Source organism: Streptomyces sp. W1SF4, assembly GCF_003950035.1.
GTDB lineage: Bacteria > Actinomycetota > Actinomycetes > Streptomycetales > Streptomycetaceae > Streptomyces > Streptomyces racemochromogenes.
In genome coordinates this window covers 6,899,586-6,915,300 of sequence record NZ_CP034350.1, presented here as the reverse complement: position 1 = coordinate 6,915,300, position 15,715 = coordinate 6,899,586, and the positions used below count along the sequence as shown (strand labels likewise).

At 74.3% G+C, this 15,715-nt stretch carries 13 protein-coding genes; 4 read left to right on the top strand and 9 right to left on the bottom strand.

All coding sequences use genetic code 11. The features are described from left to right. Window positions 1-8: 8 nt before the first annotated feature. From D1J60_RS32065 to D1J60_RS32055, 3 genes are all read right to left on the bottom strand, one after another. Window positions 9-1,532, bottom strand: a complete 1,524-nt coding sequence (locus D1J60_RS32065; RefSeq protein ID WP_125823520.1) for an MFS transporter — start codon at window positions 1,530-1,532, stop codon at window positions 9-11. Between the two features lie 223 nt (window positions 1,533-1,755). Further along, on the bottom strand, window positions 1,756-2,001 hold the full coding sequence (locus D1J60_RS32060; protein WP_125596639.1) for a DUF6158 family protein: 246 nt from the start codon (window positions 1,999-2,001) through the stop codon (window positions 1,756-1,758). Window positions 2,002-2,043: 42 nt separating this feature from the next. Next, window positions 2,044-3,141, bottom strand: coding sequence for an AI-2E family transporter (locus D1J60_RS32055; protein ID WP_125823519.1), 1,098 nt, complete (start codon window positions 3,139-3,141; stop codon window positions 2,044-2,046). 113 nt (window positions 3,142-3,254) lie between these two features. On the opposite strand from D1J60_RS32055, the gene D1J60_RS32050 reads away from it, so the two are divergent. Both D1J60_RS32050 and D1J60_RS32045 read left to right on the top strand, forming a co-directional pair. Next, the gene (locus tag D1J60_RS32050) at window positions 3,255-4,565 is read left to right on the top strand and encodes an MFS transporter (protein WP_125596633.1); all 1,311 of its coding nucleotides are present in this window, start codon (window positions 3,255-3,257) and stop codon (window positions 4,563-4,565) included. Between the two features lie 63 nt (window positions 4,566-4,628). Beyond that, entirely contained in the window at window positions 4,629-5,366 is a 738-nt protein-coding gene (locus tag D1J60_RS32045) for a hypothetical protein (RefSeq protein ID WP_125823518.1), read from the top strand. 34 nt (window positions 5,367-5,400) lie between these two features. On the opposite strand, the gene D1J60_RS32040 is transcribed toward D1J60_RS32045, so the two are convergent. Further along, window positions 5,401-5,742, bottom strand: a complete 342-nt coding sequence (locus tag D1J60_RS32040; protein ID WP_125823517.1) for a hypothetical protein — start codon at window positions 5,740-5,742, stop codon at window positions 5,401-5,403. Window positions 5,743-5,887: 145 nt separating this feature from the next. Between D1J60_RS32040 and ligA the strand changes: the two genes are divergently transcribed. Next, a complete protein-coding gene (gene ligA / locus D1J60_RS32035) occupies window positions 5,888-7,945 on the top strand; it encodes an NAD-dependent DNA ligase LigA (protein WP_125823516.1) in 2,058 nt (685 codons plus the stop codon). Between the two features lie 14 nt (window positions 7,946-7,959). On the opposite strand, the gene D1J60_RS32030 is transcribed toward ligA, so the two are convergent. The 3 genes from D1J60_RS32030 to D1J60_RS32020 all read right to left on the bottom strand — a co-directional run bounded on the left by D1J60_RS32030 (window position 7,960) and on the right by D1J60_RS32020 (window position 10,146). Then, entirely contained in the window at window positions 7,960-8,154 is a 195-nt protein-coding gene (locus D1J60_RS32030; RefSeq protein ID WP_125596623.1) for a hypothetical protein, read from the bottom strand. 142 nt (window positions 8,155-8,296) lie between these two features. Beyond that, window positions 8,297-8,965, bottom strand: coding sequence for a response regulator transcription factor (locus D1J60_RS32025; RefSeq protein ID WP_125823515.1), 669 nt, complete (start codon window positions 8,963-8,965; stop codon window positions 8,297-8,299). Then, complete coding sequence (locus tag D1J60_RS32020; protein WP_125823514.1) at window positions 8,962-10,146, bottom strand: sensor histidine kinase; 1,185 nt, start codon at window positions 10,144-10,146, stop codon at window positions 8,962-8,964. Before D1J60_RS32020 ends, D1J60_RS32025 begins: the two co-directional genes overlap by 4 nt. Before the next feature lie 254 nt (window positions 10,147-10,400). Between D1J60_RS32020 and D1J60_RS32015 the strand changes: the two genes are divergently transcribed. Continuing rightward, window positions 10,401-12,602: an MMPL family transporter gene (locus D1J60_RS32015; protein ID WP_125823513.1), complete on the top strand. Its 2,202-nt coding sequence runs from the start codon at window positions 10,401-10,403 to the stop codon at window positions 12,600-12,602. Between the two features lie 65 nt (window positions 12,603-12,667). On the opposite strand, the gene D1J60_RS32010 is transcribed toward D1J60_RS32015, so the two are convergent. Next, window positions 12,668-14,461: an ABC transporter permease/substrate binding protein gene (locus D1J60_RS32010; RefSeq protein ID WP_125596610.1), complete on the bottom strand. Its 1,794-nt coding sequence runs from the start codon at window positions 14,459-14,461 to the stop codon at window positions 12,668-12,670. After that, window positions 14,461-15,522 (bottom strand): betaine/proline/choline family ABC transporter ATP-binding protein, encoded by a 1,062-nt coding sequence (locus D1J60_RS32005; protein ID WP_125823512.1) that lies wholly within the window; start codon window positions 15,520-15,522, stop codon window positions 14,461-14,463. Before D1J60_RS32005 ends, D1J60_RS32010 begins: the two co-directional genes overlap by 1 nt. Between the last annotated feature and the right edge of the window lie 193 nt (window positions 15,523-15,715).

Here is a 15,715-nt window from a genome sequence, read left to right as displayed (position 1 = left end):
CCGGCCGGTCAGTGGTTCTCGGTGGGCCGGAGGTCGCGCGGGATCAGCGCCCAGGCGGTGGCCGCGGCGGCGACGGCGAGGGCCGCGGCCAGGAGGAAGGCCGGGGTGATCGCCAGGGTGTAGGCGTGCGTGGCGGTCTCCAGGAGGGTCTGGCCGACCGCGCCGCCGAGCCGCTCGGCGGTGTGCGCCGCCTCGCCGACCGAGTCCCGTACGGCGTTCGCGGCGGGGCCGTCCAGGTCGAGCACCGGCAGGTTGCCCCGGTAGAGCGCGGCGGCGGTGCTGCCGAGGATGGCGACGCCCATCGCGGAGCCGAGTTCGTAGCAGGTCTCCTCGATGGCGGCGGCGCTGGAGACCTGGTCGGCGGGTGCGGCGGAGACCAGGGTGACGGAGGCCACGGTGGTGGCGAGGCCTGCGCCGAGCCCCATGACGGTCAGGCCGGCCGCGAAGGCCGCGTATCCGGGCTCGGTGAACTGCTGGACGGTCCAGGGCATCGCCATGCCGGCCGCGAGGACCACGAGTCCGGCGCCCAGCACGTGCCGCACGGGGTGGCGCTGCATCAGGGCGGGGGCCACCATCGAGGCGCAGATCAGCGCCAGCGGGGCGGGCAGGAGCCGCAGTCCGGCCTCCAGCGGGGTGTAGCCCTGGCCGTACTGGAACCACTGGGTGACGAGGAAGAGGACCGCGCCCATGCCGACCATCGGGAGGAAGATCGCGGTGGCGGCGACGCTGAAGGCGGGCTTGGCGAACAGCCGCACCTGGAGCAGCGGGTGCTCCAGGCGCAGCTGGCGGCGGACGAAGACGGTGAGCGCGACGGCGGCGAGGGCGAGCAGGGCCCAGGACAGCGGGTCGGCGATGCCGCTCTTGCCGAGCTGCTTGATGCCGCCCGCAAGGGCGAGCATGCCGGCGACGGACTGGGCGACGCCCCACCAGTCCCAGGCGCCGTCGCCGCGCGGGGCGCGCGATTCGGGCAGGTAGCGCAGGCCGGCGGCGACGATGACGGCGGCGACGGGGAGGTTCAGGAGGAAGGCGGAGTGCCATCCGTGGTCCTGGACGAGGAGGCCGCCGACGACGGGGCCGAAGGCCATGCCGCCGCCGAACACGGCGGCCCAGACGGCGAGGGCGAAGGCGCGCTCCTTGGCGTCGGTGAAGACGCTGCGCAGGATCGAGAGGGTGGCCGGCATGATCGCCGCGCCGCCGACGCCGAGCAGGGCGCGGGCGGCGATCACGTGCCAGGCCTCGGTGGAGAACACGGCGATCAGCGAGGCGGCGGAGAAGATGCCGAAGCCCGCCATCAGCAGCCGCTTGCGGCCCCAGCGGTCGCCGAGGGCTCCGGCGGTGACGAGCAGTCCGGACAGCGCGAGGGCGTAGACGTCGATGATCCACAGCTGCTGCACGGCTCCGGGCTGGAGATCGGCGACGAGCGAGGGGAAGGCCACGTTGAGGATCGTGGTGTCCATCGAGATGAGCAGGAGGCTGCCGGAGAGGATCGCGAGGACGATCCAGCGGCGGGGGTCCCGCGTGGGGGTGTGCATGGAATTCCGTTCGAGGGGGTGCCTGTGCGCACCAGAATGAGTCTCCGTCGCCCCGAATGATACAAGGATGTCTCAATCGGAGCAACGAAGACTCATAGCAGGGTCCTCGTCCGGCAAGCGCGGGGAGCCGGCCGCTCCCCGGGTTTCACGGGGCCGCCCCCGGGCACAAGCCCACTGCCGCCCCGCGCATTCGCGGGGCGGACCAATGTGCGGGGGGCGGGCCTCAGCCCTCGCCCGGGGTGCGGGCGCGGGCCCCCGAGCGGGTACGGGCCGCGGAGCGGGCCCGGTCCGGGTGGCGGCGGACGTACTCGTCCTCCAGCTCCTTCAGCCGCTGGGTGTGCGTGGCCAGCGCGTCGTCCGAGCCGTGCAGCAGGGTCTCGTGGCGCGTGCGGTGGATGGTCTCCAGCTCCTTGAGCAGCCGGCCGTCCTCCAGCTTCCGCGCCGCCGCACCCTCGGCGTGCTCCGCCATGGCAACCACCTCCAGGTCCTACGGTAGACGCGTCGCGGCGGATCAGCCGTCCGGGCCCGGCTCGGGCTCCGGGGGCCGCGCCGGCGCCGGTTCGTCCCCCGGCTCGCCGGCCCCGGAGCGCAGGGCGCAGTAGACCGACCAGGCCACCGAGACCAGCGGGACCGCGACCACCGCGCCGACCACGCCGGCCGCGATGGCCCCGGCGACGACCGAGACGGCCACGACGAGCGGGTGCAGGCGCACGGCCCAGCTCATCACCAGCGGGTGCAGCAGGTGCCCCTCGATCTGCCCGATCACCACGATCAGCGCGATCACCACCGCCGCGATGACCGGCCCCCGCGCCGCCAGCGCCACCACCGCGGCGACCGCGAGGGCGACGGGCGATCCCACCAGGGGCACGAAGGCCGCGAAGAACTCCAGCAGGGCCAGCGGGAGGGCGAGCGGCACCCCGAGCAAATACAGCGCCACCCCCACGAGCACCGCGTTGGTCGCCGCGACCAGCACGATCCCGTGCGTGTACCCGGTGAACGTACGCCAGGCCGCGCTCCCGGCGAGCGCCGTGCGGCCGCGCGCCCGCTCGGGCAGCTGGGCGCAGAACCATGCCCACTGGCGGCCGCCGCCGTGCAGGAAGAACACCGAGGAGAACACCGCGAGCGCCAGCACGGTGAGCACCTGCACCACGTGGCCGGCTCCGCTCACCGCCGTGCTCAGCAGGGTCGAGCGGTGCGTGGACAGGTAGTCGCCGATCTTGGCCTGGAGGCCGGTGAGCGCTCCCGGGTCCAGCCGGAAGGGCGGCCGCTCCAGCCATGTCTCGATGCTGGCCAGGCCCTCGCGGAACTCCCGGACCAGGGTGGTGCTCTCCCCCGCCACCGCTTCGCCGACCAGCGCGAGGATGCCCAGCAGCAGGACGGTGCTGCCGACGAGGGTGACCGCGACGGCCGCGGAGCGGGGCAGGATCCGGGCCAGGCCCCGGGTGGGCGGCGACAGGAGGGCGGTCACCACGAGGCCGAGGAAGAGCGCCACGCCGATCTCGTGGAAGCGGCCGAGCAGCGAGAACACGGCGTAAACCGCCCCGCCCACGACCAGCAGGCGCCAGGCGTAGGCGGCGGCCGTACGCAGGAACGGGGACACCGGCGGCATGACCCATGGGTGCCACCGGCGGCGGCCGCTGCCACGCCCCGGGTGCCGTTTTGACCCGTCCGGGGCGAAAATGCGTTGCCCGGGTGTGCGCCCGCCGCGCAGGATGGTCGGCCGTGAGCAGATCCCGCTTGGCCTCCGTACTGCCCGACCTGGCCCCCTGGCGTTCCGGCCGTGACTTCCGGCTGCTGTTCTTCCAGGGGACGGTCACCTTCTTCGGCTCCTTCATGGCGATGATCGCCCTGCCGCTCCAGATCAAGCACCTGACGGACTCGCCGCTGGCGGTCGGTGCCATGGGCGCGGTGGAGCTGGTCCCGCTGGTGGTCTGCGGGCTGTACGGCGGGGCGCTGGCCGACGCGGTGGACCGGCGCCGGCTGATCCTGCTGACCGAGGCCGGGCTCGGGCTGCTCGCACTGGTGCTCCTGGTGAACTCGCTGCTGCCGGACCCGCTGCTGTGGCCGCTGTACGTGGTGGCGGCCGGGGTGTCGGCGCTGACCGGCCTCCAGCGTCCGGCGCTGGACTCGCTGATGGCCCGGATCGTGCCGCACGACCAGCTCAGCGCGGCCGCCGCGCTCAACGCGCTGCGCTACCAGTTCGGGGCGATCGCAGGCCCGGCGCTGGCCGGTGTGGTCGTCGCGTACGCCGGCTACGCGTCTGCCTACGCGGTGACCGTGGCGGGCTTCGCCGTCTCGGTGGCGCTGTGCGCGCGGCTCAGCCCGGCACCGCCGGCCGGGGGCGCGGAGCGGCCCTCGCTGCGGGGCATCGCCGAGGGCGCCCGGTACGCGTGGAGCCGGCCGGTGCTGCTGGGCACGTACGCCGTCGACCTGGCGGCCATGTTCTTCGCGTTCCCGAACACGATCTTCCCGTTCCTGGCCGACGAACTGGACGCCGTGTGGGCCCTGGGTCTGATGTACGCGGCGGGCGCCGTGGGCTCGCTCGTGCTGGGACTGACCAGCGGCTGGGTGTCGGGGGTGCGCCGGCACGGACTGCTGGTGGTCTTCGGAGCGGCCGCGTGGGGACTGGCCATCGCGGCGGCGGGCTGGTTCTCGAGCATCTGGCTGGTGCTCCTGTGCCTCGCGGCGGCCGGCGCCGGCGACATGCTGAGCGCGCTGGGCCGCTCCACGATCTGGAACCAGACGATCCCGGAGGAGCTGCGGGGACGCCTCGCGGGGATCGAGGTGCTCTCGTACAGCGTCGGCCCCCAGCTCGGACAGGTCCGGGCGGGCACCATGGCGGGCTGGACGGGGACCCGGCCGGCGTTCTGGAGCGGCGGGCTCGCGTGCGTGGCGTCCGTGGCGCTGCTGGCCGCCCTGCTGCCGAAGCTGATCTCCTACGACGCGGACACCGACGAGGACGCGCAGCGCCGCCGGGCCGCCCGGGAGGCACAGGCCGGGCCCCAGCCGGACCCGACGGGCGCGACCGCCTGACCCGGGCGCCCGAACGGCGGTCCTCGCGGTGCGCGGGGCGGCCGGGGCCGGGAGGGTGACGGCATGGGCGACTGGTGGTACCGCAACATCCTGGAGCCGGGGAAACTGCCCCTGCTCCTGGCGCTGTCGGCGTTCGTGGTGACGTTCACGGTGACCCGGGTCGTCACCCGGATGATCCGGGCCGGCAAGGGGCCGTTCCGCAACGTCACCCCGGGCGGCCTGCACGTGCACCACTGCGTCCCCGGCGTGATCCTGATGACCGTCGGCGGCTTCACCGCCATCGCGGGCGGCCGTACGGGGTGGGGTTCCTGGGTGGCGGCCGTGCTGTTCGGGATGGGCACGGGCCTGGTCCTGGACGAGTTCGCGCTGATCCTGCACCTGAGCGACGTCTACTGGACCGAGGAGGGCACCCTCAGCGTCGAGGTGGTGGTCATGACCTCCGCCCTGGCCGGCCTGCTGCTGTGCGGGTTCCTGCCGCTGGGCGTGGACGGGCTGACCGAGGACCAGCAGGCGAACCGTCTGTTCCTCGGCGCCACCGTGCTGTTCAACCTGCTGCTCGCGGCGGTGGCCCTGTTCAAGGGCAAGCCCCGGCTCGCGGTGTTCGGGGTGGTCGTCCCGGTGATCGCCCTGTTCGCGGCGGTACGGCTGGCCCGCCCGGCCTCGCCGTGGGCGCGCCGCTTCTACGGGCACCGCCCCAGGACCCGGGCCCGCACCATCAAGCGGGCGTACCGGCACGACCGCCGCTGGGGCGGGCTGGAGCGCCGCGTCGGCTACCTGATCGGCGGCGCGCCCAGCCGGTAGCCAGCCGGTGTGCGGGCGCGCCGCGCGTCCGGGCTCAGGCGGAGGCGGGGGCCTCGTCGAGCTCCCACGCGTGGCGCTTGAACTCCCGCTGGAAGTCGGCGTGGTCCTCCCACTGGCGGGCGATGCCGCGCAGCACGTCCCAGTGGTGCTCCACGGACTGGTCGATGACCTTGCGCAGGAGCGGCTCGGCGGTCTCCCGCGTCGCGATGAGCCCCTTGACGGCGGAGGCCTCCAGCACGCTGTTGCGCAGCGCGCGCAGGGCGCGGGAGGTGTCGTCCATCGCGAATCCGCGCTCGCTGCCGGTCTCCGCGTCGAACAGCGGGGTGAGCCGGGCCTCGATGAACGCGGTGATCCGCTCGAAGTGCTGCACGTCCATCAGGGTTCTCCCGTTCCCGCCGGCCGGCGCCCGTCGCGCGGCACGGCTCGTCGATGCTGATCACAGGTGTGTCAGGTGCAGGATACGAGGTCGCCGCGGGCGGCCGGGCCCCGCCGTTGTCAGACCCGTGCGCGACGATCACGGCATGACGATCACCACCGTGTCGGCGCTGGCCGGCCGTGACGAGTACGCCGACGCAATCGCCACCGCCGTGAAGGCCTCCGCGGCCTACTACGGCTCGGGCGATTCCCCGCTCGACGACGCCTCCTTCGACCTGCTCGTGTCCCTGATCCAGGCGTACGAGGCCGCCTACCCGGAGCACGTGGACCCGGCCTCCCCCACGGGCAAGGTCGCGGGCGGGGCCGTGGCCGGCGGGGAGGTGGCGCACACGGCGGCGATGCTCTCGCTGGCCAACGCCTTCGGCCCGCAGGACCTGCTGGACTGGGAGGCCTCGCTGGTCAGACGCCTGGGCGGGCCCGTCACCGGCGGGTACGCGGTGGAGCCGAAGCTGGACGGGGCCTCGCTGGCGGCCCGTTACCGCGCCGGCCGGCTGGTCCAGCTCGTGACCCGGGGCGACGGCACCAGCGGCGAGGACGTCTCGCACGCCATCGGCACCATCGCCGGGCTGCCCCCTCGGCTGGCCGTGGAGGCCACCTTCGAGGTGCGCGGCGAGGTGCTGCTGACGGCGGAGCAGTTCGAGCGGGCGAACCGGATACGCGCGGAGCACGGGGCGGGCCCCTTCTCCAACGCCCGCAACGGGGCGGCGGGCACGCTGCGGGCCAAGGGACGCGCGTACACGGTGGAGATGAGCTTCTGGGCCTTCGGCGCGGTGGAACTGGAGGGCGGCACGGCCCTGCCGGGCACCACTCACTCCGAGGTCATGGCGTACGTGGCGGCGGCCGGCGTCCGCACCGCCGCGGACACGGCGGCCGGGCTGACGGTGGCGGCCACCGCGGCGGGGGCGCAGGAGCAGGTGGACCGGATCGCGGGGATGCGCGCCGGGCTGCCCTTCGGGATCGACGGGGTCGTCGTCAAGCTGGACTCGCTGTCCGAGCAGGCGGCGGCCGGCACCGGTTCGCGCCACCCGCACTGGGCGACCGCGTACAAGCTGGCGGCCGTCGAGCGGCGGACCCGGCTGCTGGACGTGACCTGGGCGGTGGGCCGTACGGGGGTGCTCGCGCCGACCGCCGTGCTGGAGCCGGTGGAGGTCGACGGCTCCGTGGTGCGGCACGCCACCCTGCACAACCCCGCCGACATCGCGCGCCGGGGCCTGCTGATCGGCGACACGGTGACGGTCTACAAGGCCGGTGACGTGATCCCCCGGGTGGAGGCCCCGGTGGTGGAGCTGCGGACCGGGGCGGAGCGGCCGGTCGCGGTGCCCGAGGTGTGCCCCGGCTGCCAGGGGGAGATCGACCGCTCGCAGGAGCGGTGGCGGTGCGCGCAGCCCGCGGACTGCGGGCGGATCGCCGCGATCCTGTACGCCGCCGGGCGCGACCAGCTGGACATCGACGGGCTGGGCGAGCGGTACGTGCGGGCCCTGGTCGAGGAGGAGGGGGTGCGCGACGTGGCGGACCTGTTCACGCTGGACCCGGCGGCGCTGGCGCGGGCCGCCGGGAGCGAGAAGCGGGCCGTGAAGCTCGCGGAGCGGATCGAGGCGGCGAAGGCGCTGCCGCTGTCGCGGGTGTTCTGCGCGCTGGGCGTGGTGGGGACCGGGCGGGGCATGTCCCGGCGGATCGCCCGCCACTTCGGGACGATGGACGCGGTGCGGGCGGCGGACGCGGCGGCGATGACGGCCGTGGAGCTGGTCGGGGAGAGGAAGGCGGCGGCGATCGTGGCGCAGGTCGCGGAACTGGGCCCGGTCATCGACAAGCTGGCGGCGGCGGGCGTCCGCCCGGTCGAACCGCAGGTGGCGGCCGCGGCGCCGGCGGGCGGGGCGGACGCGGGGCCGCTGGCCGGCCAGAACGTGGTGGTCACCGGGAAGATGACCGGCGCCCTGGCCGCGTACGACACCCGCGACCGGGTCCGCGAGCTCATCGAGCGGGCCGGCGGCCGGTCCTCCGGCTCCCTGTCGGGCAGGACGACCCTGCTGGTGGCCGGGGAGAAGGCCGGCGGCAAGGTGGCCAGGGCCGAGGCCGCCGGGATCGAGATCCTCGGCGAGGAGGCGTTCGCCCTGCGGATCGCCGCGGTGCTCGGAGCCCGTTAGGGCGCAACACCCCCTCAGGGGGTGACCGCCAGGACGGGCGGGGCGGGGGACGTCCAGCGGTGGCCGCAGGGGTCGAAGACCAGGACGACCGGTTCGCCCGGGCGCTGGCGCCAGGAGATCCGCTCGGGCGCGTCCGCGCACCGCGGACAGGCCGGCAGCGGGGAGGCCGGTGCGGCGAGTACCGGCGGCGCGGTGTGCGGTTCACGCATGGGGGCTCCCTGGTCCGGCGGCTGTGCTCCTGGCACTGTGCCATGCGCGAAGCCCCCCGCGCACCGGCGGATCATCCAGGGTTCTGGCTGGTCAGGGGTGCGAGGGCCCGGGTGATTCCGGGTGTCTGCGGGCACTTGGGTCTCAACCGCTCCTCCGCTCGGCCTCGACCAGCCCCGTCTCGTACGCGGCGATGACCGCCTGGGCCCGGTCGCGGACGCCCAGCTTCCCGAAGACGGCGGTGAGGTGGTTCTTGACGGTGGAGACGCTGATGTCCAGTTCGGCGGCTATCGCGGCGTTGTCCAGGCCCCGGGCGAGGAGCCGCCAGATCTCCAGCTCGCGCGGGGTGAGTCCGTCGGGGGCCGCCGGGGCGGGCCGGGGTTCGCGCGGGGCGGTCCGTACGTAGGTGGAGAGCAGCCGGGTCAGCAGCCTCGGCGCGACCGCGGCCTCGCCGGTGTGGACGGTGCGGACGGCCGCGATCAGCTCCTCCGGGGAGACGTCCTTGGGCAGGAACCCGCAGGCGCCGGCGCGCAGCGCGGCGACCACGTACTCGTCCATGTCGAAGGTGCTCAGCGCGAGCACCCGGGTCGCGGGCCGGACTTCGGCCAGCCGCGCGGTGGCGGCCACGCCGTCGAGGACGGGCATGCGGATGTCCATGACCACCACGTCGGGACCCAGCTCCTGCGCGAGGGCGACGGCCTCGGCGCCGTCGGCGGCCTCGCCGACGACCTCGATGCCGGGGTCGGGGGCCAGGATCAGGGCCAGGCCACGCCGGACCAGCGGCTGGTCGTCGGCGATCAGCACGCGGATCATCGGCGGAGTTCCTCTCGCTTCGGGTGGGGCCGGCGGTGCGCTTCGGGCTCGGCCGGTGCGGGAAGGCGGACCGCGACCCGGAAGCCGCCCTCCTCGCGGGGTCCGGCCTCCAGGGTGCCGCCGTGCAGGGCGACGCGTTCCCGCATGCCGATCAGGCCGTACCCGCCGCCGCGGTGCGGGCGGCGGGCGGCGGTGCCGTCGGCGGGTCCGTCGTCGCAGACCTCGACGGCGACCTCCTCCGGGCCGTAGGCCAGCCGTACCCGGGCCGGCGCGTTCCCGGCGTGCTTGCGGGCGTTGGTGAGGGCCTCCTGCACGACGCGGAACACCGTCAGGCCGACGGTGGGCGGCAGCGGGCGGGCGGGGCCGGTGACGGTGAGCTCGGTGTCCGACCCGGCGGCCCGGGCCTCGGCGACGATCCGGTCGAGGTCCCCGGCTCCGGGCTGCGGGGCCGGCACGGCGGTCTCCGGTTCCTCCCCGGCCCGCAGGACGTCGAGCAACTGCCGCATCTCGCCGAGGGCCATCCGGCCGGACTGCTCCAGGGTCACCAGGGCCTCGCGGGCGACACCGGGGTCGTGGGCGAGGTTGGCGCGGGCTCCGCCGGCCATCAGCTGCATGGTGGTGATGTGGTGGGCGACGATGTCGTGCAGCTCCCGCGCGATGCGCCGGCGTTCGTCGGCCACCGCCCGTTCGGCGAGCAGGGCCCGCTTGGCCTCCGTCTCCCGCTGCCAGCGCCTGACCAGGACGCCGGTGACCACGATGAGGAGGGTGGCCGCGCAGTTGGCCAGGAGACCGGGGCCCGGGTCGAAGAGCAGGCCGCCCTGCCCGAGGCTGTTGAGCGGCGCCGTCACGAGGGCGGCGCCCGCCACCACCGAGGGCCGGCAGGCCACCGCGACGGAGTAGAGGGCGACGGCCGGGGTGAGGCCGAAGTGCGGGGACACCGAGGCGGTCAGGTTGACCACCGCACCCAGCAGCAGTACCGCGCAGAGCGTCATCACCGGGTGACGGCGCCGGGCCAGCAGTGCGAGTGACGAGGCCACCACGGTGAACGCCGCCAAGACCTCCAGGGAGGCTCCCTCGAACTGGGTCTCGAGGGCGAAGCCCGTGAGGTCCACGGCGGCCGCCCCGACCGCCACCAGTGCGTCGTTGCGCGTCCACGTCAGCCTCTCGGCGCGCGTGCCCATCTCCTCGGCCCCTCTTTCCGCGGACCGCCGTGGGCCGCCCTCCTGACTCCATTCTCCCATCGGGCCGGCGGCCGCGGACCGCCCGCGGGGACCGGTCCCGACCAGGACCACGGTCCTGGTCGGCGCCGGATCCCGGACCGTGGTACCGGCGGCCATCTCCTTCTCCACCAGGACGTTTCCCGCTCCTCGCGCTGATGGTCTGGAGACCGGACGGCCACCGGGGCCGGACCGCACGGACAGACCGGAGGAGAACAGTGATCCGCGCCCTGACGGGATGCTCGACCAGGAACCCGTGGCAGGTGATCGCCCTGTGGGCGGTGCTGGGCATCGGGCTGACGATCCTGGGCCAGGTGTTCGTCTTCCGCGCCACCCAGCCCGGCGACGACGGCTTCCTGCCCGCCTCCTACGATTCGGCGGCCGCGCTGCGGATCGCCGAGGAGCACTTCGGGGCCCGGCCGGACTCCGACCCGCTGACGGTCCTGGTGGCCCGTACGGACGGGGCGGCGCTCACCGCTCCCGACGAGCGCCGCGTCGAGGAGGTGGCGCGGCGGCTGGCCGGGCAGCGGGTGGTCATGCCGAAGGACAAGGAGGAGATGCCCTTCACGCAGGACCACTCCCAGACGCCCCGGATCAGCGCCGGGATGACGGCCCCCGACCGGTCCTTCCGGCTGCTGTCCGTGGAGCTGAAGGGCAATCCGCAGGACCCCGGGGTGCAGAGCACCTACAAGGAGTTCCGCGAGCGGGCGCGGTCCGCGTTCGGCGAGGCGGGCCTGCGGACCGGGTTCACGGGCGGGCTGGCCGCCACGGTGGACACCGCCGACGCCGAGAAGACCCGGTCGACGGTGGTCGGCGCGGTGGTGACGGGGCTGATCGTGCTGCTCCACGTCCTGGTCTTCCGCAGCGTGTTCGCCGCGCTGCTGCCGCTGCTGGCGATGGCGGTCATCGGCGGCGCGGCGGCCGGGACCGTGGTCATGGCGTCGGTGGCGAGCGGTGTCCGGCTGGCCCCCTCCACTCCCGGGCTGATCAACGTGGTGCTCATGGGCATCGGCATCGACTACTTCCTCTTCCTGCTGTTCCGCTTCCGCGAGCAGCTGCGGCAGAACCCGGCGCAGAGCGGGCGCGGGGCCGCGGCGGAGGTCGCGGGCCGGGTGGGCACGGCCGTCACCTCGGCGGCGCTGACGATCGTGGCCGCGTTCGCCACCCTCGGGATCGCCTCCTTCGGCCAGTTCCGGGTGCTGGGCCCGGCGATCGCGGTGTCGGTCCTGGTGATGCTGCTGGGCAGCCTCACGCTGATGCCGGCGCTGCTGGCGGTGACCGGCCGGAGGATGTTCTGGCCCTCGCGCGCCCTGCGGCGCGCGCCCCGCGAGGGTGTGGCGGGCCGGCTCGGCCGGCTCACGGCCCGCCGCCCGGTGGCGCTGGTCCTCGCCTCGCTGGTGCTGCTCGGCGCGCTGACGGCTGGTCTGGCGGGGATCCGCATGGACTACGGGCAGTCCGGCGCGGGTGGCGAGCGGACCGCGGCGGTGGAGACGGCCGAGGAGATCTCCCGCGCCCTGCCCGCCGGGGTCTCGGACCCCACGAGCGTGTTCGTCGCCGCGAAGGACGGCACTCCGCTCGGCGCGCAGCGGGTGGCCGGACTGGCCGGGGCCCTCGCCCGGGTCCCCGGGGTGGGCGGCGTCGCGCCGACGGTGCTGAGCCAGGACGGGAAGGCGGCCCGGATCGACCTGCTGCTGAACGTCGAATCCGGCGGGCAGCAGGCCCGCGACCTGGTCTCCGGGCCGGTCCGGGCGGCGGTCCGGGCGAACCTGCCGGCCGGGACCGAGGCGCATGTCGGCGGCACCGCCTCGGTGTTCGCGGACATCGCGGTGGCTGTGGACGAGGACCTGAGGGTCATCTTCCCGGTGGCGGCGGTACTGATCGCGGTGATCCTGCTGGTGCTGCTGCGCAGCGTCCTCGCGCCGGTGGTGCTGATGCTCGCGGTCGGGCTCGGCTTCGCGGCCACGCTGGGGGCCTCGGCCCTCGTCTTCCAGCACGGGCTGGGGCGGCCTGGCGTGGACTTCACGCTGCCGCTGGTGCTGTTCCTGTTCGTGGTGGCGCTGGGCACCGACTACAACATCCTGATCAGCGACCGGCTGCGGGAGGAGATGGAACGCCCCGGACCGGCCCGCGCCGCGGTGGCCCGAGCGGTGCGGCACACCGCGCCGGCCATCGCGACGGCCGGGCTGGTGCTCGCCGCGTCCTTCGGCAGCCTGGCCGTGAGCCCGCACGCCGGGACCCAGCAGACCGGTTTCGCCACGGCGGTGGGGATCCTGCTGTCCGCGTTCGTCCTGTCGGCCGTACTGGTGCCGGCACTGGCCGCGCTGCTGGGCCGCGCCCTGTGGTGGCCGCTGCGCCCGCGGGTGCGCGGCGACGAGCCCCGGGCCGCCCGGCCGGAAGCGGACCGGGTGCCGGTGGGCTGAGCCGCGTACGCGTACGCCGGGGCGCCCCGGACCGTGTGGTCCCGGGCGCCCCGGCGCGTGGTCCGTCAGGCGAGCGCGGCCACCTCGGGGTGGTCGGCCAGCCAGGCGCGGACCGCCTGCTGCTCCTTGCCCTTGCCCGTCTCCTGGATCTTCGCCTCCAGGCCGGTGAGCTGGGCCTCGGTCAGCTTGAACGAGCGCAGCCAGGCGGCGGCCTCGGGCTCGTCTTCGGCGAAGCCCTTGCGGGCGAGGGTGTGGATGCCGTCGCCCTCGCCCCAGACGCCCTTGGGGTCGGCCAGTTTGGTCAGCTCGTAGGTGGAGTACGCCCAGTGCGGGGACCACAGGACGCTCACCACGGGTTCCTTCTTCTCGTAGGCCCGCTTGAGCTCGGCGAGCATGCCGGGGGTGGATCCGTCGACGACCTGGTACTCGCCTTCGAGCCCGTACTCCTTGAGGACCTTCTCCTTCAGTACGGACATGGCTCCGGCGCTGGGCTCGATGCCGATGATCCGGCCCTTGAACCGGGCGCCCTTGCCCTTGAGGTCCTCCAGGGAACGCACGTCCTTGACGTAGGAGGGGACCGAGAGCTCGAGGGAGGTGGGCCCGTACCAGGAGCCGAGGTCGTCCAGCTTGTTCCCGTACTTCTCCCAGTACTGCGCCTGGGTGACGGGCAGCCAGGCGTCGGTCTGGAGGTCGACCTGGCCGCCGGCGAGCCCGGTGAACAGCGCGCCGAGTTCCAGCTGCCGGGCGTCCACCTGGAAGCCGCGCCGTTCCAGCAGTTCCTTCCACAGGAAGGTGGAGGCGATGCCCTCGTCCCAGGGGATGTAGCCGATGCTGATCTTGCGGCCCTTGCCGGTGTTCTCGGCCCCGTCGGCGGCGGCCGGCGAGCCGGAGCCGCCGAAGGTGCTCAGTCCGCCGGCGACGAGGGCGAGGACGACGGCCGCGGTGACGGCGTACGCGGGCTGCGGGCGGTGGTTCCACAGACGGGCGGTGCCGCTCGCCGCGGACCGGGCCAGGGCCTGTGCCCGGCGGCCGACCGGGGAGACCTGGCGGCCCAGGGCCCCGGTCATCCGGTCTAGGTACATGGCGAGGACGACGATGGACAGGCCGGCTTCGAAGCCGAGGCCGATGTCGACGCTGCCGATGGCCCGGTAGACGGCGCCGCCGAGTCCGCCGCCGCCGACCATGCCGGCGATGACGACCATGGACAGGCCGAGCATGATGACCTGGTTGACGCCGGCCATGATCGTGGGCAGGGCCAGGGGCAGCTGGACGCGTACGAGGGTGTCGCGCGGGGCGGTGCCGAAGGCTTCGGCGGCCTCGACCAGCTCGGTGTCCACCTGGCGGATGCCGAGTTCGGTCATGCGTACGCCCGGCGGCAGCGAGAAGACGATGGTGGCGATGATCCCGGGGACCACGCCGACGCCGAAGAAGATGATCCCGGGGATCAGGTAGACCATGGCCGGCATGGTCTGCATGAAGTCCAGTACGGGCCGCAGGGCGGCGCTGACCCGTTCGGAGCGTGCGGCCCAGATGCCCAGCGGCACGGCGAACGCCAGCGTGACGAGGGTGGCGACGAGGACCAGGGCCAGGGTGGACATGGCCTCGTCCCACAGGGCCACGGAGTCCACGAGCGCGAAGGCCCCGAAGGCGAGCAGGCCCGCGAGGAGGCCGCGCAGCCACCAGGCGGCGAGGGCGAGGAGGCCGGCGAAGAGCAGGGGTGCGGGGGCGGACAGCACGGCGTTCACGCCGTCGTAGAGCCCCCCGACCAGCATGCTGACGGTGTCGAAGAGCCAGGACAGGTGGCGCTGGAGGAAGTCGACCGCGCTGTCGGCCCAGGCTCCGAGGTGCAGGCGGGGCATCAGGCGGCCACCTCCGCGCAGGCCATGGGGGGCCGTTGTTCGTCGCCGATGAAGGCGACGAGCCGGTCCTTGGGCACGGATCCGACGACGGTGCCGTCCGCGCCGGTGACGGCGACCGGGTGGGGGACGCGGGCGCTGACGGAGCAGAGGTCGGCGAGCGGGGTGTCGGCGCTGACCGTGGGGCAGGCGCAGGCTTCGGCGTCCTCGGCGACCTCGTCCATGACCGCGTCGGCGGTCAGGACGCGGGAGCGGTCGACGTCCTGGACGAAGGAGGCGACGTACTCGTCGGCGGGGCGGGTGAGGATGTCCTCGGGGGTGCCCTGCTGGACGATCCGGCCGTCGCGCATGACGGCGACCCGGTCGCCGATGCGCATGGCCTCGTTGAGGTCGTGGGTGATGAAGACGATGGTCTTGCGCAGGGTGCGCTGGAGTTCGAGGAGCTGGTCCTGCATGTCGCGGCGGATCAGCGGGTCCAGCGCGCTGAAGGACTCGTCCATCAGGAGCAGGTCGGCGTCGGTGGCCAGGGCGCGGGCGAGGCCGACGCGCTGCTGCATGCCGCCGGAGAGCTCGTCGGGCCAGGAGTTCTCCCAGCCGCCGAGCCCACACAGCGCGAGCGCCTCGGCGCCGCGGCGTTCGCGCTCGGCCCGGGGGACGCCCTGGACCTCCAGGCCGTAGGCGGCGTTGGCCAGGACGTCGCGGTGCGGGAAGAGCGCGAAGTGCTGGAAGACCATGGAGACGCGGGTGGAGCGTACGCGGCGCAGCTCGCGCGGGGTCAGCGAGGTGAGGTCCTCGCCGTCGAAGAGGATGCGGCCGGAGGTGGGCTCCAGCAGTCCGTTGAGCATCCGCAGGAGGGTGGACTTGCCCGAGCCCGACAGGCCCATGACGACGAAGATCTGGCCGGGCTCGACGCGGAACGAGGCGTCGATCACCGCCGCCGTGGTGCCGTCGGCGCGCAGCTCGTCGCGGTCCGCGCCGCTTTCGAGCGCGCGGACCGCGGCGGCCTGGCGGTCGGGTCGTCTGGCGAACACCTTGTAGACGTGCTCGGCCTGGAGCGTGGACACATACACCTCGCGGGTCGTACCGGGTCCGGCCCGCCGCCGGAGGCCGCGGGCCGGGGAGCGGGGCGGGATCGGCCCGCGCGTACCGCGCCGCCCCGGCCAACCGACCGGAGCACACAGTTCCGCTCCAGCGGCCCACATTCCCGGCCTTCACCCAAGCAAACGGTGAAGTGATCCAACTCACGTTGGAGAAGGG

Coding starts and splice junctions, on each gene's coding strand:
- D1J60_RS32030 (WP_125596623.1), bottom strand. CDS start 8,154: ATGCGTGAACCGCACACCGCGCCGCCGGTACTCGCCGCACCGGCCTCC.
- ligA (WP_125823516.1), top strand. CDS start 5,888: ATGACGATCACCACCGTGTCGGCGCTGGCCGGCCGTGACGAGTACGCC.
- D1J60_RS32020 (WP_125823514.1), bottom strand. CDS start 10,146: ATGGGCACGCGCGCCGAGAGGCTGACGTGGACGCGCAACGACGCACTG.
- D1J60_RS32025 (WP_125823515.1), bottom strand. CDS start 8,965: ATGATCCGCGTGCTGATCGCCGACGACCAGCCGCTGGTCCGGCGTGGC.
- D1J60_RS32045 (WP_125823518.1), top strand. CDS start 4,629: ATGGGCGACTGGTGGTACCGCAACATCCTGGAGCCGGGGAAACTGCCC.
- D1J60_RS32010 (WP_125596610.1), bottom strand. CDS start 14,461: ATGCCCCGCCTGCACCTCGGAGCCTGGGCCGACAGCGCGGTCGACTTC.
- D1J60_RS32055 (WP_125823519.1), bottom strand. CDS start 3,141: ATGCCGCCGGTGTCCCCGTTCCTGCGTACGGCCGCCGCCTACGCCTGG.
- D1J60_RS32060 (WP_125596639.1), bottom strand. CDS start 2,001: ATGGCGGAGCACGCCGAGGGTGCGGCGGCGCGGAAGCTGGAGGACGGC.
- D1J60_RS32040 (WP_125823517.1), bottom strand. CDS start 5,742: ATGGACGTGCAGCACTTCGAGCGGATCACCGCGTTCATCGAGGCCCGG.
- D1J60_RS32065 (WP_125823520.1), bottom strand. CDS start 1,532: ATGCACACCCCCACGCGGGACCCCCGCCGCTGGATCGTCCTCGCGATC.